Source organism: Streptomyces sp. NPDC058221, from assembly GCF_042882365.1.
Classification (GTDB): domain Bacteria; phylum Actinomycetota; class Actinomycetes; order Streptomycetales; family Streptomycetaceae; genus Streptomyces.
Map to the genome: position 1 here is coordinate 48587 of NZ_JBHVWF010000018.1, position 26506 is coordinate 75092.

Genomic DNA, 26506 nt, shown 5'->3' on the forward strand with positions numbered 1-26506 from the left:
CCGTACCCGCGACCCCGAGGGACGTCAGGAGGTCTTGAGCGCGGCCGCCATCTCCGCCAGCCGCTCCGGCGAGGCGGAACCGGTGACGACCGTGGTCGCACCCTTCTCCTGGCGCACGAGGGCGTCGTACTTCGAGCCCTCCCAGTGCTGCCAGGTCTCCCCGGCGACCTGCTGCGTGCGCCCGGTGTTCTTCGCGTCCTGGCTGACCTGGGCGACGTACTTCTTCGACGGTGACGTGGACTGCTCCACCGCGACGTACTTGCCGTCCGGGTCGAGGAAGCCCAGGTGCCAGCTGTTGCCCGCCTGACGCTCGTAGCTGACCGAGGTCGGCTTCCACTTCTGTGCCAGACCGCTGGGGGCGACCACCGGGTACGGGGCCGCGCGCCGCGCCGTCAGGAGCTCGACCCGGTAGTCGACCGGCTTGACCGGGTCGGCCTTGTCGTCGTGCGGAACGAAGATGTAGACGACGCCCGCCACCGCGGCGATCACCGCCAACGACAGGAACATGTCCCGCACTGTCTGCTTGCCTCGCTTGCTTGCCACGGGTCCATCGTCGCATTGGCCCCGCCGGGCCCGACCACAGGGCGGCCCGCTCATCCGTGGCCCGGTCTGCTCATTTTATCGGCCTGACGATAGAGTCACAGCACCCTCATCCGGTCGTCGTCGTACAGAAAGGTGCGCTCCGATGTCCGAGCATCATCTGCCGTCCCAGCTGGAGGTCTCCCCGGAGGCCCCCGACCGCAACCTCGCCCTGGAGCTCGTCCGGGTCACCGAGGCCGCCGCCATGGCCGCCGGGCGCTGGGTCGGCCGCGGGGACAAGATCGGCGCCGACGGCGCAGCCGTGAAGGCCATGCGGACCCTCGTCTCCACCGTGTCGATGAACGGCATCGTCGTCATCGGTGAGGGCGAGAAGGACGAGGCCCCCATGCTGTTCAACGGGGAGCGGGTCGGTGACGGCACCGGTCCCGAGGTCGACATCGCCGTCGACCCGATCGACGGCACGACCCTGAACGCCAAGGGCATGCCGAACGCCATCGCCGTGCTGGCCGCCGCGGACCGCGGCGCCATGTTCGACCCGTCCGCGGTCTTCTACATGGACAAGCTGGTCACCGGCCCCGAGGCCGCCGACTTCGTCGACATCAACGCCCCCGTATCGGTGAACATCCGCCGGGTGGCGAAGGCGAAGAACTCCACACCCGAGGACGTCACGGTCGTCATCCTGGACCGTCCCCGTCACGACGGCATCGTCAAGGAGATCCGGGAGACCGGCGCCCGGATCAAGTTCATCTCCGACGGTGATGTCGCGGGCTCGATCATGGCCGCACGCGATGACACCGGCGTCGACCTGCTCATGGGGATCGGCGGCACACCGGAGGGCATCATCTCGGCCTGCGCCATAAAGTGCCTCGGCGGTGTCATCCAGGGCAAGCTCTGGCCGAAGGACGCGGCAGAGCGGCAGCGCGCGCTGGACGCCGGGCACGACCTGGACCGGGTGCTGTCCACGGACGACCTGGTCAGCGGCGACAACGTGTTCTTCGTGGCCACCGGCATCACGGACGGCGAGCTGATGCGCGGGGTGCGCTACCGCGCGGAGACGGCGAGCACCGAGTCGATCGTGATGCGGTCCAAGTCCGGCACCATCCGGAAGATCGACTCGACCCACCGGCTGTCGAAGCTGCGCGCCTACAGTGCGATCGACTTCGACCGCGCGAAGTGACGTAGGCACGTCCACGTGACGTAGGCACGTCCAACACGAAGGAGCGCCCCCCTGTGCGGTGGGGGCGCTCCTTCGTTCGGTTCTCGTGTTTCGCACAGCCGGACGGACGCCGCGCGCCGACCGGCCGGGCAGGTGTCAGCCGGCTGCGGCGATGCGGCCGGCCGCGCCCGATGCGTTGAGCTCGGCCTCGCGACGCCGGCGGCGGGCGAGTGCCACACGGCGTTCGGCAGCGGTGAGGCCGCCCCACACTCCGTACGGCTCGGGCTGCAGCAAGGCGTGTTCGCGGCATTCGACCATGACCGGACAGCGCGCACAGACCCGCTTCGCGGACTCCTCACGCGAGAGCCGGGCAGCGGTCGGCTCCTTCGACGGGGCGAAGAACAGCCCGGCTTCGTCCCGGCGGCACACCGCCTCCGAATGCCAGGGGCCGGCCTGGTCCTCCCGAGCGGGGGTCCGCTGGGAAGGCACGGCGGCGACCTGCAGGGGCTGATGCGGCAATTGCAGCACGGTCCACTCCTGACGACGGCTTCACGGGCGAGAAGACGATGCATCGTCCCTACCCGCTGTGCGCGCGCCTATGCACTGAGTGGCACTCAGGTCCGGCCTGCGAAATTGCGAACGAGGCTGGTTTCGGCCTGAAACCAGCGCTTCCCGCGACTGCTTCCCGTCAGCGGCCGAGGTGCTTGCGAAGCCGGTCCTGGAGGTCCGTGATGAATTTGCCGCGCTTCGGCTTCGCCTCGACGCTGCCGAACACCGAATAGCCGTTCACGACCACCACAGGCGCCTCCGGATCCCCGGATTCCAGCGTGACCACCTCGAAATTGCCGAAGATTCCCGTGCCGCTGCCGCGCAGCGAGATGTTCTCGGGGACCCTGATCTCGACACTTCCGAAGATGGAAGTCGCATTGATCACAGTCAGACGCTGTCCGAAAAGCGCCTCGGTCAGATCGATCTCCACGCTGCCGAACAACGAGAACGCGTTCGTACGGCCGCCGACCCGCCAACGCCCCTTGCGGGTGGAGCTGCTGAAGACCGCGACCAGATTGTCGGCCGGACCCGCCGGAGCCTCCGGACCGTAGGCGTACGGCCCGCTCGTGGGCCTGGCCGTACCGCCCGGCGCGGGCAGATCCCGTACCAGCGGCTCCAGTTCGCCCACGGTCTTGGCCCGGTAGACCGCGTCGACCCGCTCGCCGTGCTCGTCCGCGGTCAGCCGGCCCTCGGCCATGGCTTCCCGCAGGATGTCCGCGATCCGGTCACGGTCGGCGTCGGAGGCACGGATGCCGTCTGGTTCCGCCCGTGCGGTGGGCTGCTGGGGGTGCTTTTCGAGGTCCACCGGCCCAGCGTACCCAAACGCGATAGATCGCGACTAGGGTCTGGGCTCGACGGCGGGGCGGGTCGCGGGGTGCGTCGCGGGCCGGGGTGCGCCCCCCCGGGCGGGCGCCCGCCCGGGTGAGCCCTACCTCACAGACCCGCCGCCCCGGCGGGGTCCTACCCTGGTGGGTGCGCTGCCCAAGGGAGGTCAGCCGCTGTCACCGAGTGAGGAATGGCCGTAATGCCAGAGTTTGCGTACTCCGATCTGCTCCCCCTGGGAGAGGACACCACGCCGTATCGTCTGGTCACCTCCGAGGGTGTCTCCACCTTCGAGGCCGACGGCCGTACGTTCCTCAAGGTCGATCCGGAGGCGCTGCGCACCCTGGCCGCCGAGGCCATGCACGACATCTCGCACTACCTGCGGCCCACGCACCTGGCGCAGCTGCGGCGGATCGTGGACGACCCCGAGGCCTCGTCCAACGACAAGTTCGTCGCGCTCGACCTGCTGAAGAACGCGAACATCGCCGCGGCGGGCGTGCTGCCGATGTGCCAGGACACCGGCACCGCGATCGTCATGGGCAAGCGCGGGCAGAACGTGCTGACCGAGGGCGGTGACGAGGAGGCCCTGTCGCACGGCATCTTCGACGCGTACACCAAGCTCAACCTGCGCTACTCGCAGATGGCACCGCTCAACATGTGGGACGAGAAGAACACCGGCTCGAACCTCCCCGCCCAGATCGAGCTGTACGCGACCGACGGCGGCGCGTACAAGTTCCTCTTCATGGCGAAGGGCGGCGGCTCGGCCAACAAGTCGTTCCTCTTCCAGGAGACCAAGGCGGTCCTCAACGAGGACTCCATGATGAAGTTCCTGGAACAGAAGATCCGCTCCCTCGGCACGGCCGCCTGCCCGCCGTACCACCTGGCGATCGTGGTCGGCGGTACGTCGGCGGAGTTCGCGCTGAAGACCGCGAAGTACGCCTCCGCGCACTACCTGGACGAGCTGCCCGCCGAGGGCTCCCCCACGGGTCACGGCTTCCGTGACAAGGAGCTGGAGGAGAAGGTCTTCGAGCTGACGCAGAAGATCGGCATCGGGGCGCAGTTCGGCGGCAAGTACTTCTGCCACGACGTGCGCGTGGTGCGCCTCCCCCGGCACGGCGCCTCGCTCCCCGTCGCCATCGCCGTGTCCTGCTCGGCCGACCGCCAGGCCACCGCGAAGATCACCGCCGAGGGCGTGTTCCTGGAGCAGCTGGAGAAGGACCCGGCCCGCTTCCTCCCGGACACCACCGACGAGCACCTGGACGAGGCGGGTGACGTCGTACGCATCGACCTCAACCGCCCCATGGACGACATCCTCGCCGAGCTGACCAAGTACCCCGTCAAAACCCGGCTCTCGCTGACCGGTCCGCTGGTCGTGGCGCGCGACATCGCCCACGCCAAGATCAAGGAGCGGCTGGACGCGGGCGAGGAGATGCCGCAGTACCTGAAGGACCACCCGGTCTACTACGCGGGTCCGGCGAAGACGCCCGAGGGCTACGCCTCCGGTTCCTTCGGCCCCACGACCGCCGGCCGGATGGACAGCTATGTCGCACAGTTCCAGGCGGCGGGCGGCTCCAAGGTGATGCTCGCCAAGGGCAACCGGTCCCAGCAGGTCACCGACGCGTGCGACGCGCACGGCGGCTTCTACCTCGGCTCCATCGGCGGCCCGGCGGCGCGGCTGGCGCAGGACTGCATCAAGAAGGTCGAGGTCGTCGAGTACGAGGAGCTCGGTATGGAGGCGGTCTGGCGGATCGAGGTCGAGGACTTCCCGGCGTTCGTCGTCGTCGACGACAAGGGCAACGACTTCTTCACCGAGCCCGCCCCGGCCCCGACGTTCACCAGCATTCCGGTGCGCGGTCCCGGCCTCGGCTGACGTCCGCACGCATCCGGCAGGGGCGTCCCGGCAGCGGCCGGGGCGCCCTTCGCCGTGCGGGCACTCCCGGCACGGGTCGGGCGGGACGGACTCGGAGCACGCCTCGCCGAAGCTGCGGGCCAGGAACCGCGCCGGTGACTGATGCTGGATGCGCGGGGCGTGATGCGGTTCGTCGGAGAACGGGACGAACGCGCGTCGGGCCCGTGACCGGGCCCGGTACCGGAAGGGTCCGCATACCTCCGGCCCGGTACCGGAACGATCCCCATACGTCTGAATGACGGTCGCTTACGACTGAATCCAGCCAATCCTGCGGAGGCCGGGGCTGCGGTGCCGCGCCGGATCCCGCGGGCGGGCCGGAGCACGGGCCGGGGCGGCGAGCCGCACGCCTGTCGCCGTACGGGAGCCGTACAGGAGCCGTACGCGCGGTACGGCGTCGTGACGGGAAGGTCCGTACCGGCCTCGGGTACCGGTGCCGCACCGCCGCATTCGCGCAGTGGGCCGTCCCCCGGGCTTGCGGGGCGCCGGGCCGATGCGGTGAATTGTCCGCGTCACGGGGGACCGGCTCCGTCCGACCGCCCGGTCCGGGAGCCGCCGCGCCACCCCGGCCGCACCGTCCCCGCCCTCCCTGCCCGATGCCTCAGTCCCCACCCCTGCCCTTGCCGCAGCCGCGCGTCGGCCGGCTCATCGCCTCCCGGCAGCCCGAACCCTCAGAACCCGCACGCCGAACACTTTCACCGTCCCACACCGGAAAGGCGGAGACCGCATGACGCCGGTCCATCACCGCAGCCACGTCGACGATCTGCTCTCCTTCATCAGGGCCAGCCCCTCCCCCTACCACGCCGTCGTGAGCGCCGCCCAGCGTCTGGAGAAGGCCGGCTTCCGTGAACTGCGCGGCACGGACGAGTGGACGGGAGCCACCGGCGGCAGCTTCGTCGTCCGCGGCGGCGCGCTGATCGCCTGGTATGCCCCCGAGGGCAAGCCCGCCCACACGCCCTTCCGGATCGTCGGCACCCACACCGACTCACCGAACCTGCGGATCAAGCCCACCCCCGACACCTCCACCGCGGGCTGGCGGCAGATCGCGGTGGAGATCTACGGCGGGGTCCCGCTCAACACCTGGCTCGACCGCGATCTGGGCATCTCCGGCCGGCTCGCGCTGCGCGGCCCCGGCGGGAGCACCGACACCCGGCTCGTCCAGATCGACGAACCGCTGCTGCGGGTGCCCCAGCTGGCCATCCACCTGGACCGGTCCGTCAACGAGGGACTGGCTCTGGACCGGCAGCGCCATATCGCCCCCGTCTGGTCGCTCGGCGAAGCGGAGGAGGGGGCGCTGCTGCGCCGGGTCGCCGCGGCCGCGGAGGCGGACCCGGCCGATGTGCTCGGCTGGGACCTGATGCTCCATGACATCCAGCCCCCCGGATACCTGGGCGCGGAGCGGGAGTTCGTGGTCTCGTCCCGGCTGGACAACCTGGTCTCGGTGCACGCCGGCGTCACGGCGCTGGCCGCCGCGGCGACGTCGGCCGATGAGCCCGCGTACATCCCCGTGCTGGCCGCATTCGACCACGAAGAGGTCGGCAGCGGCTCCGACACGGGCGCCCAGAGCCCGCTGCTGGAGCGGGTGCTGAGCCGTTCGGTGAGCGCCCGCGGCGGAAGCCAGGAGGACTGGTCGCGGGCGCTGGCCGGCGCCTTCTGCGTATCGGCCGACATGGCGCACGCGGTGCATCCCAACTACGCGGAGCGGCACGACCCCGAGCACCGTCCGCTGCCCAACAGCGGCCCCACGGTCAAGGTCAACGTCAATCAGCGCTACGCCACCGACTCGACCGGCATCGCGTTGTTCGCGTCGGCCTGCGAGCGGGCCGGTGCGCCGTGGCAGCCGTTCGTCTCCAACAACGCGATGCCGTGCGGTACCTCGATCGGCCCGCTCACCGCGGCCCGGCTGGGTGTCCCGACTGTGGACGTGGGAGTCCCGGGCCTTTCGATGCACTCGGCGCGCGAGCTGTGCGGCGCGGACGACCCGGGGCACCTCGCGGCGATCCTGGGCGCGTTCGTGACGTCCGGCTGACCGGTGACGGGGAGAGGCGGCGTGCGCACCCCTCCCCGCGCTTCGGGCCGACGCCTACGCGAAGCGCTGACTCGCGCTCCCGTCGCAGGGCTGGAGCGTCAGCGGGTCGTGGGCGCCCGCCAGCGTCGCGCACAGCCCCGTCGAGGCGGCCGGGCGCAGGGTGCCCGACTGCCGGGCGAACTGCTGGTTGGCCGCGCCTGAGCAGTTGTAGAGGACGAGAGCGGCGCCGGCCCGGTAGTCGGCGCCGGGCACGTCCAGACAGCGGTCGTGGCTGAGTTCCGTACGGACGGTCTTCGTACCGGAGTCGTACCACCAGCCCTGGTTGCGTCCGCCGTGGCAGTCCCAGCCGGTGACTCCGGTGCTGTTGCGGGTGACCGAGGCGGGGACGTCCAGACAGCTGTTCGTGGCCTCACCCCGCAGGGGCTTGAAGACGTCGTCCCAGGCTGCCGTCTGCAGCACGGGTGTGCCGGTGCTCGCCGGGTCGGCGCAGCTCGCCTCGCGCAGGCCCGAGTTGTAGATCTGGGTCAGGCAGGAGGCGAAGGCGCCGTGGCCGGCGGCGTTCGGGTGGAAGGACTGCCGGACGGAGTTGGAGTCCGGCGGGAAGTGCGAGAGGTCGATGTAGAGGCCGCGGGCCCAGGTCGACTCGCTGCACACCTCGTGGCCGTGGAAGAGCCGGGAGTTGTCCAGGTAGACGGCTCCGGTGTCGGCGGCGGCCCTGCGCATGCCGCGCTCGAAGGCGGGTACGGCGGTGTTGCGGCCCCAGGCGGCGTCGGAGTCGTATCCGGCGCAGCCGCCGGGAAGCTTGCCGGGGAAGTTCGGGTTGTCGTAGAAGTCCGGGCCGATCGGGCTCGGATAGCCCATGACGACGAGCTTGTAGTCACCGTCGGCGTAACCGGCGTCGGTCATCACCGTCCGCAGGTCACCCACCGTCTTCTCGACCTTGGGGACGAGGGCGTCGACACGGGCCTGCCAGCCGCCCTCGTACTTCGACTGGCACGCACCCTGGAGGAGGACCCAGCGCTCGACGCAGTCCGTCATGACCGGGCCGAACTGGAGGTCGTCGTTGGCGCCCGCGACCAGCACGATCATCTTGATGCGGGTGTTGCGCGCCTTGATGGCGAGGCTGTCGCTCTGCACCAGCTCGTCGGCGTACTGCTTCGAACCGCCGATGACGATGTTCCCGGTGTACGCGCCGGAGCAGGAGACGTTGTACGTGACGTCGGCCGGGATGCCGGTGCGGTGGATGGCGGAGTCGGGCGAGCGGTGGCACCAGTTGTCGGGGCCGTCGGTGCCCGCCTCGTACGTGCCGACGCCCTCGCCCGAGATCTCGCTGTCGCCGAGCGAGATCAGCCCGGTCTTGCGCTCGGCGAGCGGGCGCTCGGCCGGGTCGCCGTACAGCCGGGTGGCCTCGGCGGCGCGGACGGCCTCCAGTTCGGGCGGCAGGGCGGTGGATGCGGTAGGGGTGGTACCGGGCTGGGCGGCGCCCGCCGGTGCGGCGGCAACGGTCATCCCCCCTAAAGCCGCCGCCATGGCCGCGGCGGCCGCGACCGTACATCGGAGCCGGTATCCGGTGCGTCTCATTGCGCCTCCCGAGTTGTGGTTACCCCGGGTATTTACTGGTCGGTAGGCGACTTGGGAATACATAGAACAAGACAAGTGCTCATCTTTTTCAGGAGGTTGGACGATGACGGACGACGAAAAGACCGACGAGGGCTACCGCGTCGAGCACGATTCGATGGGCGAGGTGAAGGTCCCCGCGGACGCGAAGTGGCGGGCCCAGACGCAGCGGGCCGTGGAGAACTTCCCGATCTCCGGGCAGCGCCTGGAGCGGGCCCACATCGAGGCGCTCGCCCGCATCAAGGGCGCCGCCGCCAAGGTGAACGCCGAGCTGAAGGTGGTCGACCCGGAGATCGCGCGGGCCATCCAGGACGCGGCGGCCGAGGTCGCGGAGGGGCGCTGGGACGCGCACTTCCCGGTCGACGTCTTCCAGACCGGCTCCGGCACCTCGTCGAACATGAACACCAACGAGGTGCTGGCCACCCTCGCCACCGAGCGCCTGGGCCGCGACGTCCACCCCAACGACCACGTCAACGCCTCGCAGTCCTCCAACGACGTCTTCCCGTCCTCCATCCACATCGCCGCGACGGGCGCGGTGACCGGCGAGCTGATCCCCGCCCTGGACCACCTCGCGGCCGCACTGGAGCGCAAGTCCACCGAGTTCGCGACGGTCGTGAAGTCGGGGCGCACCCATCTGATGGACGCGACCCCGGTGACCCTGGGCCAGGAGTTCGGCGGGTACGCCGCTCAGATCCGCTACGGCATCGAGCGGCTGCACGCCTCGCTCCCCCGTCTCGCCGAGCTGCCGCTGGGCGGTACGGCCGTCGGCACCGGCATCAACACCCCGCCCGGCTTCTCGGCCGCCGTGATCGCCGAGGTCGCCCGCGTGACCGGGCTGCCGCTCACCGAGGCCCGGGACCACTTCGAGGCGCAGGGCGCGCGGGACGGTCTCGTGGAGACCTCCGGCCAGCTCCGTACCGTCGCGGTCTCGCTCACCAAGATCTCCAACGATCTGCGCTGGATGGCCTCGGGGCCGCGCACCGGACTGGCCGAGATCAACCTCCCTGACCTCCAGCCCGGCTCGTCGATCATGCCGGGGAAGGTGAATCCGGTCATTCCCGAGGCGGTGCTGATGGTCGCCGCCCAGGTGACGGGGAACGACGCGACGGTCGCCGCCGCGGGGGCCGCGGGCAACTTCGAGCTGAACGTGATGCTCCCGGTCATCGCGAAGAACCTGCTGGAGTCCGTACGCCTGCTCGCAGGCGTCACCCGGCTGCTCGCGGACCGCACGGTCGACGGGATCACCGCGAACGCCGAGCGGGCCAGGGAGTACGCGGAGTCCTCGCCGTCCGTCGTCACCCCGCTGAACAAGTACATCGGCTACGAGGAGGCGGCGAAGGTCGCCAAGAAGTCGCTCGCCGAGCGGAAGACGATCCGCGAGGTGGTGCTGGCCTCGGGATACGTCGAGCGCGGGGACCTCACGGTGGAGCAGCTCGACGAGGCGCTGGACGTGTTGCGTATGACCCGCCCGTGACGTGCGTCGCTGCGACGGGACGGCTCTCTCACTAAGATCTCTCCATGACAGGTACCGGAGAGATCGAGCGCTGGGCGCCGGGTGATCAGATCCTGTGGCGCTACCGCGGCAACGGGCCGCTGCGGCAGGGCCCCGCGCCCGGCCGGGCGCCGAACCCGGTGCACATCTGCCGTCCCGTCACCGTCGTCCAGGACACCGAGGAGCTGCTCGCGGTCTGGGTGGCACCCGGCACCGAGTGCGTGAAGCCGGTACTGGCGGACGGCACCGACGTGCATGCCGAGCCGCTCGCCACCCGGTACACCGCGCCGCGCACCACGGCCCGCTCGCCCTGGCTGGGCAACGGGGTGCTGAAGCTGGCCCGGCCCGGTGAGCCGTGGTCGGTCTGGCTGTTCTGGGAGCGCGGCTGGCAGTTCCGCAGCTGGTACGTGAACCTGGAGGAGCCGCGTACCCGCTGGGCCGGCGGGATCGACTCCGAGGACCACTTCCTCGACATCTCCGTCTACCCGGACCACAGCTGGCTCTGGCGCGACGAGGACGAGTTCGCCCAGGCGCAGCGGGTCGGCCTGATGTCTGCCGCGACCGCACGGCGGGTACGGGCGGCGGGGCGCGCCGCGGTCGGCGTCATCCGCGACTGGGGGGCACCGTTCCGGGACGGCTGGGAGGACTGGCGGCCGGAACCGCACTGGCGGGTTCCCGCGCTTCCGGACGACTGGAACCGGCTTCCGGATGACGGGGACCGTACCCCCTCGGCCATGCCGTCATGAGACCCTTGATGCACCCCAGGGGGACAAACGTAGGATCGTCCCGAGGAGGGCCGATCCGCCCCAACCCACGCGCGTCGCACACGAACTGACCGTAAATCATCAAGTCATCGCACGAGTTGCACGCTTCATGACCCGCATCAGTCGTACGAGTCGCACGAGTTGCCCGCATCGCATGAGCCACTACGAGGGGGTGGAGACGTGCTCGCTGTCCGCCGCTCCACCGCCGGAAACGTTGGCACCCGTCCCGTCGAAGGACGTCCGGTTTCGGCCCGGTGTTCCTGGGCAGGCGGTGTCAGCCGTTGTTATTGCCGCTCCTGCCGGGGCACAGTAGCGCCCCACAAGGTGATTGCCTCATACAACCGGCCCGGACGGACGGAACCCCAAGCGTGACGGAGCACCCCACCTCCCACGAAGGCCGGCAGCCTCTCGCCGCCCGGTCGCAGGAACGCACCCGGCCGCGGCAGCGGGATGCCGCGTCGGCGCCCGCATCGGCGATCCCGGCTCCGGCCAAGGGATCGGGTCCGGCCGCTGCCGGAGCAGGCCCCGCCGCGGGCCCGGACCCGCAGGCGGCAGCCCGTCGCGAGGGCGACCGGCTGCGCTTCGTGGGTGCCGCGACCCGCCGGATCGCCCGCGGCATAGATCTCGACGAGATCGTGCTGGGGCTGTGCAGAGCCAGCGTGCCGACGTTCTCCGACGCCATACTGGTCTACCTCCGCGACCCGCTGCCGGTCGGCGACGAGCGTCCGGTCAACCCGTTCGTGCTGCGGCTGCGCCGCTCCGACCGGCTGCGGCTGAGCGACGAGATCGCCGAGGGCGCCACGGAGAGCGAACGGCTGCGGCCGGCCGCCATCGATCCGCAGACCGATCTGACGCCCGCCGCCGAGCTGTGCGAGGTCCGCCCCGGCGGTGCGCTGGCCGAGGTACTGCGCGGGGTCCGGCCCGTCTTCGGCGACTCCGCCGCGGCCCGTGCCGCACTGCCGGAGCTGCTCGGCGCGGGCCGTACCGTGCCGTCCGGGCACCGGGCGATCCTGGCCCCGCTGCGCGGCCGGCGCCGGGTGATCGGCGCGGCGGTCTTCCTGCGCGGCACGGAACGGCCGCCGTTCGAGGCCAACGACCTGCTGGTCGCCGCCCAGCTCGCGACGCACACCGCGCTCGGCATCGACAAGGCCGTGCTGTACGGGCGCGAGGCCTACATCGCCGACGAGCTCCAGCGCACCATGCTGCCCGACTCACTGCCGCAGCCCACCGGCGTCCGGCTCGCCTCCCGCTACCTCCCGGCCGCCGAGACGGCCCGGGTCGGCGGCGACTGGTACGACGCGATCCCGCTGCCCGGCAGCCGGGTCGCCCTGGTCGTCGGTGATGTGATGGGCCACTCCATGACCTCCGCTGCGATCATGGGCCAGCTGCGCACCACCGCCCAGACCCTGGCCGGGCTCGACCTGCCGCCGCAGGAGGTGCTGCACCACCTCGACGAGCAGGCCCAGCGGCTCGGCAGCGACCGCATGGCGACCTGCCTGTACGCCGTGTACGACCCGGTCGCGCACCGGATCACCATCGCCAACGCCGGCCACCCGCCGCCCGTGCTGCTGCATCTGGGCGGCCGTGCCGAGGTGCTGCGGGTGCCGCCCGGCGCCCCGATCGGCGTCGGCGGGGTCGACTTCGAGGCCGTCGAGCTGGACGCGCCCGCGGGCGCCACACTGCTCCTGTACACCGACGGTCTGGTGGAGTCCCGGCTCCGGGACGTCTGGACCGGCATCGAGCAGCTCCGCGAGCGGCTCGCCACCACCGCCCGGCTGACCGGTCCGGACCACTCGCCGCCGCTGGAGGCCCTCTGCGACGACGTGCTGGACATGCTCGGCCCCGGCGACCGGGACGACGACATCGCACTGCTCGCCGCCCGCTTCGACGGGATCGCGCCCAGCGATGTCGCCTACTGGTTCCTGGAGCCGGAGGACTCCGCCCCGGGCCGGGCCCGCAGGCTGGCCCGCCGAGCCCTCAGCCGATGGGGCCTTGAGGACATGTCGGACTCGGTGGAGCTGCTGGTCAGCGAGGTGGTCACCAATGCCGTGCGGTACGCGGAGCGGCCGGTGACGCTGCGGCTGCTGCGGACGGACATCCTGCGCTGCGAGGTCGGCGACGACTCCCCACAGCTGCCCCGCCAGCGCCGTGCCCGCGATATGGACGAGGGCGGCCGCGGTCTGTTCCTGGTGAACCGGCTGGCCCGGCGGTGGGGTGCGACGCGTCTGTCGACGGGCAAGGTCGTCTGGTTCGAGATGCCGACCCGGGGGCAGTAGCCGGGGCATGCTGCCGGAGGCGGCCCGCGCGGGGTCCGGGGTTTCCGGTCCTCCGGCCTTCCTGGTCGACGACGGTCGTGACAACGGAAACGGGCGGTGTACGAGGATCTCCTCGTACACCGCCCGTTTCCGTTGGTCAGCGCGTCGAGCCGTTGTCGGCGTTGCCGCCGTTGGGCCGGTTGATGCCCGGGTCCACCGGCAGGTTGCTGTCCGAGGGGCCCGGCTCGGTCGACGGACCGCCCGTCGGGTCGCCGGTCGGGTCACCCGTCGGGCTCGATGGAGGCGGTGTCACCGGGGACTCGCTGTCCGTCGGCGGATCGGACGACGGGGGCGGGGTGGTCGCGGTGTCCGACGGCGAGGGATCGTGGGAGGGCGAGATCGTCGGGCTCGGCGGGGTGGTGTCCGGCGGCGGGGTGACCGCCGCGCCCATGTCGGTGTCCAGGTCGAACTCGCCCGGGTCGCCCATGGCCTGTGCGGTGAAGCTCGCCCAGATGTCGGCGGGGAAGCCACCACCGTTGACCCGGCCGCCGCCACCGGCACCCTTGAGGGGCACCTGGGCGCCCTTGCCGATCTTCTTGTCGTCGTCATTCGTGCGGGGGAAGGCGGCCTCTCCGAAGAGACCCACCGAAGTGACCAGGCGGGGGGTGTAGCCGGTGAACCAGGCCGACTTGTTGTCGTCCGAGGTGCCGGTCTTGCCCGCGATCTGCTGGTCGGACAGCCCCTCGGCAGTGCGTACCGCGTCGTGGGCCGTACCGTCGTCCACCACGCCGGTCAGCACGGAGGTCACGGAGTCGGCGGCCTTGCGGTCGATCACCTGGTCACCGATCGCGTCGGGCAGCTCGATCGGCGAGCTGCCCTGCTTCTGGGCCGACTTCACGATCTGCGGGGTGACCTTCTTGCCGTGGTTGTCCAGGGTCGCGTAGACGCCGGCCATCTCCATCGGGCTCGCGCCCATGGAGCCGAGGGTCTGGGCCGGCACCGCGTCGAGCCCCTTCACGTCCATGCCGAGTTCGCCCGCGGTCTGCATGACGCGGTCCATGCCGACGTCCACGCCCATCTGCGCGAAGACGGAGTTGATGGACTTGTTCATCGCGGTCTGGACGGTGACCTGGCCGTAGTCCTGGTCGTCCTCGTTCTCCGGCGAGAACGCGACGTCACTGCCCTTGACCGGACGCTTGCTGGTGCCGTCGTAGCGCGTGTCGGCGGTGATCGGCTGGTCGTCCTGGGTCTGCGCCTCCTGGTCGAGCGCGGCCGCGAGGATGACCGGCTTGAAGGTGGAGGCGGGCTGGTAGTCGCGCCGGGTCGCGTTGGAGATGTAGTGCTCGGTCAGACCGCGCCCGCCGTACAGGGCGAGCACCTTGCCGGTCTTCGGGTCGACCGAGGCCGCACCGGCCTGGACGTCCTGGTCGAGCTTGCGCCCCTTGGTGTCCAGCTTGTCGGTCAGCTTGGTCTTGACCGACTTCTCCAGCTCCTTCTGCTTCTTCCGGTCGATGTTGACGGTGATCGTCCAGCCGCCGGCGTCGAACTGCGCGTCGGTGATGTTCTCCTGCTTCTGCACCGCCGCGCGGGCCGCGTTGACGATGTAGCCCTTCTGCCCGGAGAGCCCTTCCGACGGCTTGGGGTCCTGCGGGACCTTGAACTTCATCCCCTGCCGCTCTGTGGAGTCCAGCCATTGCTCGTCGACCATGTTGTTGAGCACGTAGTTCCAGCGCTCCTTGACGAGCGCCTTCCCGTGGTCGGTGGCGACGGCCCAGTCGTACTGGCTCGGGGCCTGGAGCAGCGCGGCGAGGTAGGCGCCCTCGGGGACGTCCAGGTCCTTGGCGTCCTTGCCGTAGTACGCCTGTGCCGCGGCCTGGATCCCGTAGGCACCGCGGCCGTAGTAGCTGGTGTTGATGTACCCGGCGAGGATCTGGGACTTGGTCTTGTTCCGGTCCACCTTCAGCGAGATGACCAGCTCTTTGAGCTTGCGGGTGACGGTCTGGTCGGCGTCGAGGTAGTAGTTCTTGACGTATTGCTGGGTGATGGTCGAGCCACCCTGCTTGCCCTTGCCGGACACGGTGTTGATCAAGCCGCGGGCGGTGCCCTTGAAGTCGACGCCGTTGTCGTCGTAGAACGACTTGTTCTCGGCCGCCACGAATGTCTTCTGGACGGCCTTCGGCACCTCGGCCAGGCTGACGATCTCCCGGTTGACCTGGCCCGTCCGGGCCAGCAGCGTGCCGTCGGAGTACTTGTAGACGTTGGACTGGAGCGTGGCCTGAGCGTTGCCCTCCGGCACCTGAACGACCATGTACAGCACAGCGAACGCGCCCATGCCCAGCAGGCAGATCCCCAAGGCGGCGCCCAGTAGTTTTCGCCACGTGAAGAGTCTGCGTATGCCGCCGCTCTTCACGGCCCGCCGCGACCCGCGCCGCTGGGCTCGTCGCGCATCCGCTCGACCCATTGCTGTGTTGCTCCCGTTTCTCTGCTCGACCAGATCAGCTCGGACCTGCCAGCTAACACCGTAGGCAGGGACAGAAGGCCAGCGATCCACCCTTTCCGGACGTGACAATCAGCACCCGCTCTCAAGGGAACCGACTCACGAGAGGTGCGCAGGGTTGCGACATCGGTTAATGTGTAATCACATTGCTAGCGACAAGCTAGCCCGTTCAAACGGGGGATTTCCATGACCGAACCACACGTTCCGACCACACCCACCACGCCGTCGGCCGACCTCACCCCGGACGCGCCGCAGATGCCGGAACCGCAGGTCCGCGAGACGACGGCGCACAGCATCGCGGGCGGCCTCGGCCTTCTGCTGACGGTGGTCGGGGTGATCGTCGGCGTAGGTCTCGCGATCGTCGGCGGCGTCGTCGGGTCGAACGGGAACAACGGCGCCGGCATCCCGGTCTGCATCCTCGGCGTGCTGCTCGCCATCGCCTCGTTCGTCTGCATGGGCGGTGTGAAGATGGTCGCACCGGGCGAGGCCCGGGTCATCCAGCTCTTCGGCCGTTACGTGGGCACGATCCGCGCCGACGGTCTGCGCTGGATCAACCCGCTGACCTCCAGCCGCAAGATCTCCACCCGCGTCCGCAACCACGAGACCGCGGTCCTCAAGGTCAACGACGCCTACGGCAACCCGATCGAGCTGGCCGCGATCGTCGTCTGGAAGGTCGAGGACACCGCACAGGCCCTCTTCGAGGTCGACGACTTCCTGGAGTTCGTCGCCACCCAGACCGAGGCGGCCGTCCGGCACATCGCGATCGAGTACCCGTACGACGCCCACGACGAGGGCGGCCTCTCACTGCGGGGCAACGCCGAGGAGATCACCGAGAAGCTGGCCGTCGAGCTGACGGCACGGGTGCAGGCCGCGGGCGTCCGGATCATCGAGTCGCGCTTCAGCCACCTCGCGTACGCCCCCGAGATCGCCTCCGCGATGCTCCAGCGCCAGCAGGCCGGCGCCGTGGTCGCGGCCCGGCAGCAGATCGTCGAGGGCGCGGTCGGCATGGTCGAGATGGCGCTGACCCGGATCACCGAGCAGGACATCGTCGAGCTCGACCCGGAGCGGAAGGCCGCCATGGTGAGCAATCTGATGGTGGTGCTGTGCGGTGACCGCGCGGTGCAGCCGGTCCTCAACACGGGCACGCTCTACCAGTGACCGAACAAGCACCTGGGCGCAAGCCCGCCCGGCAGCCGCAGCAGCGCAAGCAGATGCTGCTGCGGCTGGACCCCGCGGTACACGACGCGCTGGCGCGCTGGGCGTCGGACGAACTGCGCAGCGCGAACGCGCAGATCGAGTTCCTGCTGCGGCGGGCGCTCGCGGAGGCGGGTCGGCTGCCGGGCGGGGCGGCCCCGATCCCCCGCCGGGGACGCCCCCCGAAAACACCCGAAGCGGAGTGACTTCCCCGGGGACCCCACCCCCGGACCTCCGCCGCCACCGCCCAGCGGTACGGGCTCACAGCTGGAGGTACGGGCTCACAGCTGGCGGGAGGGCAGGTATACACAGCAGGTATACACACGGTGTACAGTGCTGTGCATGTCTATCGGCCACACCCTGCTCGGGCTCCTGGAGTCCGGCCCCCGCCACGGCTACGACCTCAAGCGGACGTTCGACGAGAAGTTCGGTCACGACCGCCCCCTGCACTACGGCCAGGTCTACTCGACCATGTCCCGCCTCCTCAAGAACGGCCTCGTCGAGGTCGACGGCGTGGAGGCCGGCGGCGGCCCCGAGCGCAAGCGCTACGCCATCACCGACGCCGGCATCACCGATGTCGCCGCCTGGCTGGCACAGCCCGAGAAGCCGGAGCCCTACCTCCAGTCGACCCTGTACACCAAGGTCGTCCTGGCCATGCTCACCGGCCGCAACGCCGCCGACGTGCTGGACGCCCAGCGCTCCGAGCACCTGCGCCTGATGCGTATCCTCACCGACCGCAAGCGCCAGGGCGATCTCGCCGACCAGCTGATCTGCGACCACGCGCTGTTCCACCTCGAAGCCGATCTGCGCTGGCTGGAGCTCACCGCCGCGCGACTCGGCCAGCTCGCGAAGGTGGTGGCCCCGTGATCCCCGCCGGCTCCCTGCTCGCCGCCCACGACCTGCGCAAGACCTACGGGTCGACGCCCGCACTCGACGGCGCCTCGTTCTCCGTCCACCCCGGCGAGGTCGTCGCCGTGATGGGCCCCTCCGGCTCCGGCAAATCCACCCTGCTGCACTGCCTCGCCGGGATCATCACCCCGGACTCCGGCACCATCACCTACGCCGGACGCGAGCTGTCCGCGATGTCCGACGCCGAGCGCAGCGCCCTGCGCCGCAGCGAGTTCGGCTTCGTGTTCCAGTTCGGCCAGCTCGTCCCGGAGCTGACCTGCGTGGAGAACGTCGCCCTGCCCATGAGACTCAACGGCACCCGCCGCAAGGCCGCCGAGCGCACCGCCCTGGAGTGGATGGAGCGCCTGGAGGTCGACGACATCGGCGCCAAGCGCCCCGGCGAGGTCTCCGGCGGTCAGGGCCAGCGCGTCGCCGTGGCCCGCGCGCTGGCCGCGTCCCCGAAGGTGATCTTCGCCGACGAGCCGACCGGCGCTCTCGACTCCCTCAACGGCGAGCGCGTCATGCAACTGCTCACCGAGTCGGCCCGCTCCGCCAACGTGGCCGTCGTGCTGGTCACGCACGAGGCCCGCGTCGCCGCCTACTCCGACCGCGACATCACCGTCCGCGACGGCCGGGCCCTCGACCTGGAGCACACCGCATGACGCTGCTCGATCAGAAGCGGACCCCGGCCGGGACCGCCCACCCTCCCGAACCGCCGTCACGCACCGCCTCCTGGCTGCGCGACCTCGGGCTCGGCATACGGTTCGCCGCCGCCGGCGGCCGCGAGGGCTGGACCCGCACCCTGCTCACCGCGGTCGGTGTGGGCCTCGGCGTGGCCCTCCTGCTCGTCGCCGCATCCGTACCGCACATGCTCGACGAGCGGTCCGCCCGGAGCCACGCCCGCTCCGAATCGAAGATCTCGGACTCCCCCGACGCGCAGGCGAAGAAGTCGGACAGCACGGTCCTGCGGATCGACGCGAGCACCGAGTACCGCGACCGCTCCATCACCGGCTACCTGATGCGCGCGGACGGCTCCCACCCGGTCCTCCCCCCGGGCATCGACAGCCTCCCCGCCCCCGGCGAGATGGCGGTCTCCCCCGCCCTCGGCGATCTCCTCGGCTCCCCTGACAACGAACTGCTCAGGGAACGGCTGCCGTACAAGGTGACCGGCACGATCACGGACGCGGGGCTGCGCTCGCCCGGCGAGCTGTGGTTCTACGCGGGCAGCGACACCCTGACCGGAGCGACGGGCGGCCACCGGATCGCCGGATACGGCGAACCCGGCCCGACCGACCCGATGTCACCGATGCTCCTCGTGCTGATCATCATGGTCTGCGTGGTGCTGCTGGCCCCCGTCGCCATCTTCATCGCCACCGCCGTGCGCTTCGGCGGCGACCGCCGCGACCGCCGGCTCGCCGCCCTGCGCCTGGTCGGTACGGACATCCGGATGACCCGTCGGATCGCGGCAGGCGAGGCACTCTTCGGCGCCGTACTCGGTCTCCTCATCGGGCTGGCCCTGTTCCTGGCGGGACGTCAGTTCGCCGGCCACATCGAGGTCTGGGACGCCAGCGCCTTCCCCTCCGACCTGGCCCCGGACGCCCGGCTGTCCGTGCTGATCGCCCTCGCCGTTCCGCTCACCGCGGTGCTCGTCACCCTGGCAGCCATGCGCTCGGTCGTCATCGAGCCGCTCGGCGTCGTACGCGACAGCGGCAGCCGGGGGCGCCGCCTCTGGTGGCGGCTGCTGCTGCCGGTCGCCGGGCTCGCGGTCTTCGGCATCACCGGCAAGTTCGAGTCGTACGGACCCGTCAACCCGTTCCCGATCGCATCGGGCGCGGTACTGGTCCTGGTCGGGCTTGCCCTGCTCCTGCCCTGGCTGGTCGAGGCCTGCGTGAAGCGGCTGCGCGGCGGCCCGGTCCCCTGGCAGCTCGCCACCCGCCGGCTCCAGCTGAGCAGCGGAGCGGCCTCCCGCGCGGTCAGCGGCGTCACCGTCGCCGTGGCCGGTGCGGTGGCGTTGCAGATGCTGTTCGCCGCGATGAACGACGACTTCAACAAGGTCACCGGCCAGGACCCCTCCCGCGCCCAGTTCTACGCCGCCTCCGAGATCGTCCGGGGCGACGCCGCCCTGCACTCGATCGAGGAGTTCCGCGCCACCAAGGGCGTCACCAAGGTCATCGGCACCGTCGAGGCCTACGCGACCAAGCCGGGAAAGTACGCGGCCGACGACATCCAGCCCACCACCTCGCTCAGCGTCGGGGACTGCGCGACCCTGCGCGAGCTCGCCCGGATCACGTCCTGCCGGGACGGCGACACCTTCGTCTCCCACCCCAAGGACAAGGAACAGGCCGGCTGGGTCGACCAGACCGCCCGCAAGGGCAAGGTGGTCGAGTTCGACGCCTACGGCCGGGGCAAACCGCTGCACTGGACGCTGCCGGCCGACTCGCGGACCGTCGCGGCCCGGACCGATCCGTACGGCGAGGAGCGCTCAGGCATCCTGGCCACGCCCGGAGCGGTCGACGTCCGGACCCTGCCGGGAGCCGAGACCATCTCGCAGATCCGCATCGACGAAGACGTCCCGGACGCCGCCGAGTACGTACGCAACACGGCCGCGCGGCTCGACCCCGGCATGCGCATGGTCACGCTGAACTCGGTCGAACGCAACCGGCAGTACGGAAGCGTCCAGACAGGTCTCCAGGTCGGCGCGACCGCCACCCTGCTGCTGATCGCCGCGTCCATGCTGGTCTCCCAGCTGGAGCAGCTGCGCGAGCGCAAGCGGCTGCTGTCCGTCCTGGTCGCCTTCGGCACCCGGCGGGTCACCCTCGGCTGGTCGGTGCTGTGGCAGACCGCGATCCCGGTGGTCATCGGGCTCGCGGTGGCGGTGGCCGGCGGTCTCGCCCTCGGCGCCACCCTGTGCTGGATGGTGGACAAGGAGGTGTCCAGCTGGTCGCTGTTCCTGCCGATGGCAGGCGCGGGCGCGGCCCTCATCCTGCTGGTCACCCTGCTCTCCCTGCCACCGCTGTGGCGCATGATGCGCCCCGACGGGCTGCGCACCGAGTAGGGCCGGCCCCGACGGCCGGCCGGACCTGAACTCAGGACCGGCCGGCCGTCGCCACGCGTACCGGCAGCGTCGTCATCGCCCCGCGCAGCGCCGCCGCGAACTCCTCGAACTCCTCGTGCCTGGCCGCCCCCGTCCGCATCCCCAGCGCCACCCGCCGGGCAGGCGCCGGATCCGCGAAGTACCCGGTGGTCAGCGCCTCGTTGCGGGCGGTCTCGACCGTCACCGCGGTCCGCGGCAGCAGCGTCACCCCGAGCCCGCCGGCCACCAGCTGCACCAGCGTGGAGAGCCCGGCCGCGGTCGTGGTGACCGGTGCGCCCTCGGTACGGCCCGCCTCCCGGCAGATGTCGAGCGCCTGGTCCCGCAGGCAGTGCCCCTCGTCGAGCAGCAGCAGCGGCAGCTCCCGAAGCGCCTCGCGCGGGATGTCGGCGCGGCCGCCCAGCCAGTGGCTGCGCTCCATCACCAGCACGAAGTCCTCCTCGAAGAGCGCCAGCTCGGTCACCCCCGGCATGCCGAGCGGCACCGCGAGCAGCAGCAGATCGAGCCGGCCCGCCGCGAGCCCCTCCAGCAGCGAGGAGGTCTGCTCCTCGTGGACCTGGAGGTCGAGGTCCGGGTAGCGCTCATGGACCAGCCGCAGCACGGTCGGCAGCAGATACGGGGCGATGGTGGGGATCACGCCGAGCCTGAGCACCCCGGTGAAGGGCGCCCGCACCGCCTCGGCCTCCTCCATCAGCTCACCGACGGCCTCCAGCACCGCCCTGGCCCGCACCGCGAGCCGTTCCCCTGCGGGCGAGAGCAGTACCTTGCGCGTCGTACGCTCGATGAGCTGGACACCCAGTGCCTCCTCCAGCGCCGACACGGCCCCGGAGAGCGCGGGCTGACTCATCCCGATAGCTGCCGCCGCGTCCCGGAAGTGCAGTTGTTCCGCCACCGCCGCGAAGGCGCGAAGCTGCGAGAGACTGGGCTGCTTGGGCCGGTTGCCCTGGTTTCCCTGCGCCACTGATAGGCACCTCCGATCATCGCGACCGAGTGTAGCCGTATAGTCGATCAATGGGTTTCGCGATCAGTAATCATCACATTGAACCCATACGGGTAATTTCATGTTTTTTTGTCACTTAGCACCCTGCCCTCGCGCTAGCTTCCCCATCAAGTCAACTTCTGGGGAGGGGCCCGAGATGTTCCCTGTGGGCGCGTACGCACGCACGTCCGAGGACAAGGCTCTCAGCGCGGATGCCGCCGACTGGCGTGAGATCGGCGAACAGGTGGCCGAGCAGTTCAAGGACATGGACGAACTGGCGTCCGAGCTGGGTGTCACCATCACACGTCGTTACAACGACAACGACACTCCGGCCAGTGACCCCCACGTCGTTCGCAAGGGCTTTGAATCAATGTTGGCGGACCTTGAAAACGGCACGGTCCGGGGCATCCTCTTCTACCACTCCGACCGACTGGTCCGGCAGGAATACGATGCGGCCCGGATGAACCGGCTCTTCCAACTGAACCCCAAATACGTGGGCCGTGCGGTTGCGGGTGGCACGGATCTGTCCACGCAGGAAGGCCGGTCGATGCTCGCCCTCCAGGCCACCATGGGCGGCATGGAGGTGTACAACACCAAGCGCCGAGTAGCCCGGAAGAACAAGGGGCTGGCAGGCCACGGCCACATGCACGGAGCCCCGCGGCCTTTTGGCTGGGCCGAAGATCGCAAGACGCTCCATGAAACCGAGGCCGAAGACCTTCGGACGGCGATCCTCGCGATTCCCGGCGGCCTCACCGTCGGCGAAGTTCGCAAGCAGTGGATTGACCTGGGGTACGAGCCCACACGCAACAGGAAGAACGCCGGAACACAGAGCATCCAGCACAGCGCTGTTGAGTCCCGTCTCGTGAGCCCCCGCGTCTGCGGCTACAGGACCTACCTGCCCCAGGCCGAGCGCCGTGGCACCAAGCGGCCATGGATGCCGGACTTCATTGTCTACAAAGACGGCAAGCCGGTAATGGGCGACTGGGAAGCCATCGTTTCCCCCGAAGAGTGGCAAGCCTGCGTCACCACCATCGAGGAGCGAAAGCAGGCCAGGAAGGAAGGCCGGGCGGTACACACCACCTCAGCCAAGTACCTCCTTTCCGGGATCGCCCGGTGCGGAAAGTGCAGCTTCCCTCTGATGTCCAACCAGTACTCGAAGGGGACCACTTCCTACGAGCGCTACGGCTACCGGTACGCCTGCCTCACCACGCTCGGCGGGTGCGGTGGCGTCACTCGAGTCGGCCCTCCGGTTGACGAGTTGGTCGAGGAAGCCTTCCTCCTGGAGGTCCGGCGGAGCCTCGGCACGGGGGGCAAGGACGAGGACTTCGACGACACGAAGTACAACGTCCGGCTCGCCGAGCTTGACCAGGAGATCAGCGAGGTCAACGAGCGCCGCAGGGCAAAGCGGATCAGCATGGGGGCGGCACTGGACATGATCGAGGAGCTTGAGGGTGAGCGTGACGAGCTGAACCGGCAGCGCCGCCAACTGGTCGCCGTGAAGGTGCATCGACAGAACGCCTCCCCCACCCTCCTGGAAGAGTGGGACGGGTACGCGGTCGCACAGAAGAAGACCCGGCTCCGTGAATCGGTCCGCGCCGTGATGGTCCACCCCGCGGGGCGTGGCCGGAAGTTCGACCCCTCGCTGATCGAGGTCGTCTGGATCGACGCCGGGCGGTGAACACCAGGAACCCACGGGAAGACCTCGCACGTCCAGTAGTCCTGCGCCAGGCCGAGCCGGAGACCGCGGCGCAACCGTCGGACAGCCAAGCGGGGCGACACAGGCCGCCCCGCGGACACAGTCGGTCAGCCTGCCCATCCAGACAGCGACAGGCGCTACCGAGCGACGACTCCACGTGGCGCCTTCGGTAAGGGGCCTCGGAGCCGGCCACCCACCGAGCGTCCGACGCCTAGCACTGATCACCCCTCTCGATCAATCCCTACGACGTGGCCGATTTCCGTGATCAATGGGACATGTGCGACTCTGCTCACGTCCAGCCCCAAGCAACACAAGCAACACAGGAGTGCCCCGAACCATGCTGACTGTCGGTGACCAGTTCCCCCAGTTCGAACTGACTGCTTGCGTTTCCCTTGAGAAGGGCAAGGAGTTCGAGACCATCACCCACAAGACGTATGAGGGCTGGAAGGTGATCTTCGCGTGGCCGAAGGACTTCACCTTCGTGTGCCCCACCGAGATCGCCGCCTTCGGCAAGCTGAACGAGGAGTTCGCCGACCGCGACGCCCAGGTTCTCGGCTTCTCCGGTGACTCCGAGTTCGTGCACCACGCCTGGCGCAAGGACCACCCGGACCTGACCGACCTGCCGTTCCCGATGCTGGCCGACTCGAAGCACGAGCTCATGCGGGACCTCGGCATCGAGGGTGAGGACGGTTTCGCGCAGCGCGCCGTCTTCATCGTCGACCAGAACAACGAGATCCAGTTCACGATGGTGACCGCCGGTTCCGTGGGCCGTAACCCCAAGGAGGTCCTGCGGGTCCTCGACGCCCTGCAGACCGACGAGCTGTGCCCGTGCAACTGGACCAAGGGCGAGAACACCCTCGACCCGGTCGCGCTCCTCTCGGGCGAGTGAGCTGACCGACATGGCACTCGACGAACTGAAAGCCGCCGTTCCGGACTTCGCCAAGGACCTGAAGCTGAACCTCGGTTCGGTCATCGGGAACAGCGAACTGCCGCAGCAGCAGCTCTGGGGCACCGTCCTCGCCTGCGCGATCGCCTCGCGCTCGCCGAAGGTGCTCCGCGAGCTGGAGCCGGAGGCGAAGGCCAACCTCTCCGCGGAGGCGTACACCGCCGCGAAGTCGGCCGCCGCCATCATGGCGATGAACAACGTCTTCTACCGGACCCGGCACCTCCTGTCGGACCCCGAGTACGGGAACCTCCGCGCGGGCCTGCGGATGAACGTGATCGGCAAGCCCGGCGTGGAGAAGGTCGACTTCGAGCTGTGGTCGCTCGCCGTCTCCGCGATCAACGGCTGCGGCCAGTGCCTGGACTCCCACGAGCAGGTGCTGCGCAAGGCCGGCGTGGACCGTGAGACCATTCAGGAAGCCGTCAAGATTGCCTCGGTGATCCAGGCGGTCGGCGTGACCCTCGAAGCCGAGGCCGTCCTCGCCGAGTAGCACCCGCAGTACCCATGTACGAGAAGGGCCCCGAGGACGACCGACCGTCCCCGGGGCCCTTCTTATGTGTCCGCTCCCATGTGTCCGCTCGGACCGTGGCTCCGCTCAGGCTTGCTTCGGCGCGTCCGCCACCGGCTCCTCGTCGCTGCCGTCGTCGCTCTCCTCCGGCGGCGATCCGGGCGCCGGGGTCGGTGCGGCGTCCAGCGAGGTCGCACCGTGCGGAGGCGGCGAGTGGCGCCGGGACTCCTCCTGCCCGTACTGGCGCAGATAGCCGACCACCGTATTGGTCACGGCGACCAGCGGCACCGCGACGACCGCACCCCCGATGCCCGCGATCATGCCGCCGGCGGCGACCGACAGGACGACGGCCAGCGGGTGCACACGCACCGCGCGGCCCAGGATGAACGGCTGCAGGATGTGGCCCTCGATCTGCTGCACCGCCAGGACCACCACCAGCACCATCAGCGCCGTGAACACGCCCTCGGTGACGAGCGCGACCACCACGGCCAGCGCCCCGGAGACCACCGCTCCGACGAGCGGGATGAAGGCGAAGAGGAAGATGAAGACGGCCAGCGGCACGGCCATCGGCACATTGAGGAAGTAGATCCCCAGGCCGATGAAGATCGCGTCGATCAGCGCGACTATGACGGTGCCCCGCACATAGGCGGTCAGCGTGCGCCAGGCGCGCGGTCCGGCGCCGGCGACGCCCGGGCGCGCCTGGGCGGGCACGAGCTTGAGCACCCAGTGCCAGATGCGTTTGCCGTCGTACAGCAGGAAGAGCGTGGAGAACATCGCCAGCAGCATCCCGGTGAGGAACTCCACCATCACGGTGACGCCCTGGAGTCCGGCCGAGGTGATCGCCTCGGTGTTGGTGCCGACGGTGTCGCTCAGGTTCTTCGCGACATCGTTGATCTGTTTGTCGGTGACGTGGAACGGGCTGTCCAGCAGCCAGTTCTTCAGGTCCTCGATACCCGTGCGCACCTTGTCGGACAGGGTGTCGAGGTTGTCCATCACCTGCCAGACGACGAACCAGCCGACCAGGCCCATGATGACGAAGCCCAGGATCGCGGTCACGGCGGTGGCCAGCCCGCGCGGCAGGCCGTACCGCCTCAGCCGGGCGACGGTCGGCTGGAGCATCGCGGTGACGAGCAGGGCCGCGACGAAGGCCAGCACCACCAGTTGCACCGCGCTGATGACCCGCATCAGCACCCAGAGGGTGCCCGCGAGCACGAGGAGCCGCCAGCCGGCCTCGGCTGCGACCCGCATCCCCCAGGGGATCGCTGCGACCGGATCAGGACGTGCGGCGACCGAGGGCGCGTACGAGGGCGGCGGCGGTACGTGGTCGACCTCGGCGTCGCCCTTCGCGGACCCGCTTCCCGGTGCCGTACCGGACGCCGACGTCGTCCCCTCGTGCGCGGCCTTGTCGTCCTCCGCCGCCGCGTCGACGCGGCGTTGCTCCAGGCGCTCACCCGCCCTGGTCAGTTCAGCACCCAGTTGCCCGAGCCATCCCGGAAGTTTTGACATAACGCTTCCTCTACCCCCGTCCACTCTCCCCACCGCTCCCCCCGGGAACGGTCCCGCATGACCGTACACGCGCG

The 26506-nt window shown here is 70.0% G+C and carries 21 protein-coding genes; 14 read left to right on the forward strand and 7 right to left on the reverse strand.

Features of this window, described 5'->3' with window-relative positions; translation table 11 throughout:
* Positions 1 to 24 precede the first annotated feature (24 nt).
* A complete protein-coding gene (locus ACFVW8_RS08865) occupies positions 25 to 543 on the reverse strand; it encodes a DUF4245 domain-containing protein (RefSeq protein WP_389687584.1) in 519 nt (172 codons plus the stop codon).
* Positions 544 to 685: 142 nt separating this feature from the next.
* On the opposite strand from ACFVW8_RS08865, the gene glpX reads away from it, so the two are divergent.
* Positions 686 to 1717: a class II fructose-bisphosphatase gene (glpX, locus tag ACFVW8_RS08870; protein ID WP_389687586.1), complete on the forward strand. Its 1032-nt coding sequence runs from the start codon at positions 686 to 688 to the stop codon at positions 1715 to 1717.
* Between the two features lie 135 nt (positions 1718 to 1852).
* Here glpX and ACFVW8_RS08875 read toward each other — a convergent pair whose 3' ends face one another.
* Together ACFVW8_RS08875 and ACFVW8_RS08880 are read right to left on the reverse strand one after the other, a co-directional pair.
* Positions 1853 to 2224, reverse strand: a complete 372-nt coding sequence (locus tag ACFVW8_RS08875) for a WhiB family transcriptional regulator (protein ID WP_389687587.1) — start codon at positions 2222 to 2224, stop codon at positions 1853 to 1855.
* Between the two features lie 160 nt (positions 2225 to 2384).
* Entirely contained in the window at positions 2385 to 3050 is a 666-nt protein-coding gene (locus ACFVW8_RS08880; RefSeq protein ID WP_389687589.1) for a DUF1707 domain-containing protein, read from the reverse strand.
* Positions 3051 to 3269: 219 nt separating this feature from the next.
* Between ACFVW8_RS08880 and ACFVW8_RS08885 the strand changes: the two genes are divergently transcribed.
* Complete coding sequence (locus tag ACFVW8_RS08885; RefSeq protein WP_389687591.1) at positions 3270 to 4937, forward strand: fumarate hydratase; 1668 nt, start codon at positions 3270 to 3272, stop codon at positions 4935 to 4937.
* 763 nt (positions 4938 to 5700) lie between these two features.
* A complete protein-coding gene (locus ACFVW8_RS08890) occupies positions 5701 to 7002 on the forward strand; it encodes a M18 family aminopeptidase (protein WP_389687593.1) in 1302 nt (433 codons plus the stop codon).
* A 54-nt stretch (positions 7003 to 7056) separates the two neighbouring features.
* Here the strand turns inward: ACFVW8_RS08890 and ACFVW8_RS08895 are convergent, their stop codons facing one another.
* Positions 7057 to 8583 carry a ricin-type beta-trefoil lectin domain protein gene (locus tag ACFVW8_RS08895; protein ID WP_389687595.1) on the reverse strand — a complete coding sequence of 509 codons (1527 nt, stop codon included), beginning with the start codon at positions 8581 to 8583 and terminating at the stop codon, positions 7057 to 7059.
* Between the two features lie 103 nt (positions 8584 to 8686).
* On the opposite strand from ACFVW8_RS08895, the gene ACFVW8_RS08900 reads away from it, so the two are divergent.
* The 3 genes from ACFVW8_RS08900 (at position 8687) to ACFVW8_RS08910 (ending at position 13151) form a co-directional block, all read left to right on the forward strand.
* On the forward strand, positions 8687 to 10093 hold the full coding sequence (locus ACFVW8_RS08900; RefSeq protein ID WP_389687597.1) for a class II fumarate hydratase: 1407 nt from the start codon (positions 8687 to 8689) through the stop codon (positions 10091 to 10093).
* Between the two features lie 44 nt (positions 10094 to 10137).
* The gene (locus tag ACFVW8_RS08905; protein WP_389687599.1) at positions 10138 to 10857 is read left to right on the forward strand and encodes a DUF402 domain-containing protein; all 720 of its coding nucleotides are present in this window, start codon (positions 10138 to 10140) and stop codon (positions 10855 to 10857) included.
* Between the two features lie 386 nt (positions 10858 to 11243).
* On the forward strand, positions 11244 to 13151 hold the full coding sequence (locus tag ACFVW8_RS08910) for a SpoIIE family protein phosphatase (protein ID WP_389687601.1): 1908 nt from the start codon (positions 11244 to 11246) through the stop codon (positions 13149 to 13151).
* Positions 13152 to 13287: 136 nt separating this feature from the next.
* Here ACFVW8_RS08910 and ACFVW8_RS08915 read toward each other — a convergent pair whose 3' ends face one another.
* Positions 13288 to 15591 (reverse strand): transglycosylase domain-containing protein, encoded by a 2304-nt coding sequence (locus tag ACFVW8_RS08915; RefSeq protein WP_389687603.1) that lies wholly within the window; start codon positions 15589 to 15591, stop codon positions 13288 to 13290.
* A gap of 222 nt (positions 15592 to 15813) precedes the next feature.
* On the opposite strand from ACFVW8_RS08915, the gene ACFVW8_RS08920 reads away from it, so the two are divergent.
* The 5 genes from ACFVW8_RS08920 to ACFVW8_RS08940 all read left to right on the forward strand — a co-directional run bounded on the left by ACFVW8_RS08920 (position 15814) and on the right by ACFVW8_RS08940 (position 20764).
* Positions 15814 to 16785: an SPFH domain-containing protein gene (locus tag ACFVW8_RS08920; RefSeq protein ID WP_389687605.1), complete on the forward strand. Its 972-nt coding sequence runs from the start codon at positions 15814 to 15816 to the stop codon at positions 16783 to 16785.
* Entirely contained in the window at positions 16782 to 17027 is a 246-nt protein-coding gene (locus ACFVW8_RS08925) for a hypothetical protein (protein ID WP_389687607.1), read from the forward strand. Before ACFVW8_RS08920 ends, ACFVW8_RS08925 begins: the two co-directional genes overlap by 4 nt.
* Positions 17028 to 17163: 136 nt before the next feature.
* Positions 17164 to 17688 (forward strand): PadR family transcriptional regulator, encoded by a 525-nt coding sequence (locus tag ACFVW8_RS08930; RefSeq protein WP_389687609.1) that lies wholly within the window; start codon positions 17164 to 17166, stop codon positions 17686 to 17688.
* Positions 17685 to 18371 (forward strand): ABC transporter ATP-binding protein, encoded by a 687-nt coding sequence (locus ACFVW8_RS08935; RefSeq protein ID WP_389687611.1) that lies wholly within the window; start codon positions 17685 to 17687, stop codon positions 18369 to 18371. Before ACFVW8_RS08930 ends, ACFVW8_RS08935 begins: the two co-directional genes overlap by 4 nt.
* Positions 18368 to 20764 (forward strand): FtsX-like permease family protein, encoded by a 2397-nt coding sequence (locus ACFVW8_RS08940; protein ID WP_389687613.1) that lies wholly within the window; start codon positions 18368 to 18370, stop codon positions 20762 to 20764. Before ACFVW8_RS08935 ends, ACFVW8_RS08940 begins: the two co-directional genes overlap by 4 nt.
* A gap of 31 nt (positions 20765 to 20795) precedes the next feature.
* Here the strand turns inward: ACFVW8_RS08940 and ACFVW8_RS08945 are convergent, their stop codons facing one another.
* Positions 20796 to 21761: a hydrogen peroxide-inducible genes activator gene (locus ACFVW8_RS08945; RefSeq protein WP_389687615.1), complete on the reverse strand. Its 966-nt coding sequence runs from the start codon at positions 21759 to 21761 to the stop codon at positions 20796 to 20798.
* A 184-nt stretch (positions 21762 to 21945) separates the two neighbouring features.
* On the opposite strand from ACFVW8_RS08945, the gene ACFVW8_RS08950 reads away from it, so the two are divergent.
* The 3 genes from ACFVW8_RS08950 to ACFVW8_RS08960 all read left to right on the forward strand — a co-directional run bounded on the left by ACFVW8_RS08950 (position 21946) and on the right by ACFVW8_RS08960 (position 24908).
* Positions 21946 to 23457, forward strand: coding sequence for a recombinase family protein (locus tag ACFVW8_RS08950; protein WP_389687617.1), 1512 nt, complete (start codon positions 21946 to 21948; stop codon positions 23455 to 23457).
* Between the two features lie 355 nt (positions 23458 to 23812).
* Positions 23813 to 24364: a peroxiredoxin gene (locus tag ACFVW8_RS08955; protein ID WP_389687619.1), complete on the forward strand. Its 552-nt coding sequence runs from the start codon at positions 23813 to 23815 to the stop codon at positions 24362 to 24364.
* A gap of 10 nt (positions 24365 to 24374) precedes the next feature.
* A complete protein-coding gene (locus tag ACFVW8_RS08960; protein ID WP_018550318.1) occupies positions 24375 to 24908 on the forward strand; it encodes an alkyl hydroperoxide reductase in 534 nt (177 codons plus the stop codon).
* Positions 24909 to 25013: 105 nt separating this feature from the next.
* Here ACFVW8_RS08960 and ACFVW8_RS08965 read toward each other — a convergent pair whose 3' ends face one another.
* The gene (locus ACFVW8_RS08965; RefSeq protein ID WP_389687622.1) at positions 25014 to 26432 is read right to left on the reverse strand and encodes an AI-2E family transporter; all 1419 of its coding nucleotides are present in this window, start codon (positions 26430 to 26432) and stop codon (positions 25014 to 25016) included.
* Positions 26433 to 26506 lie beyond the last annotated feature (74 nt).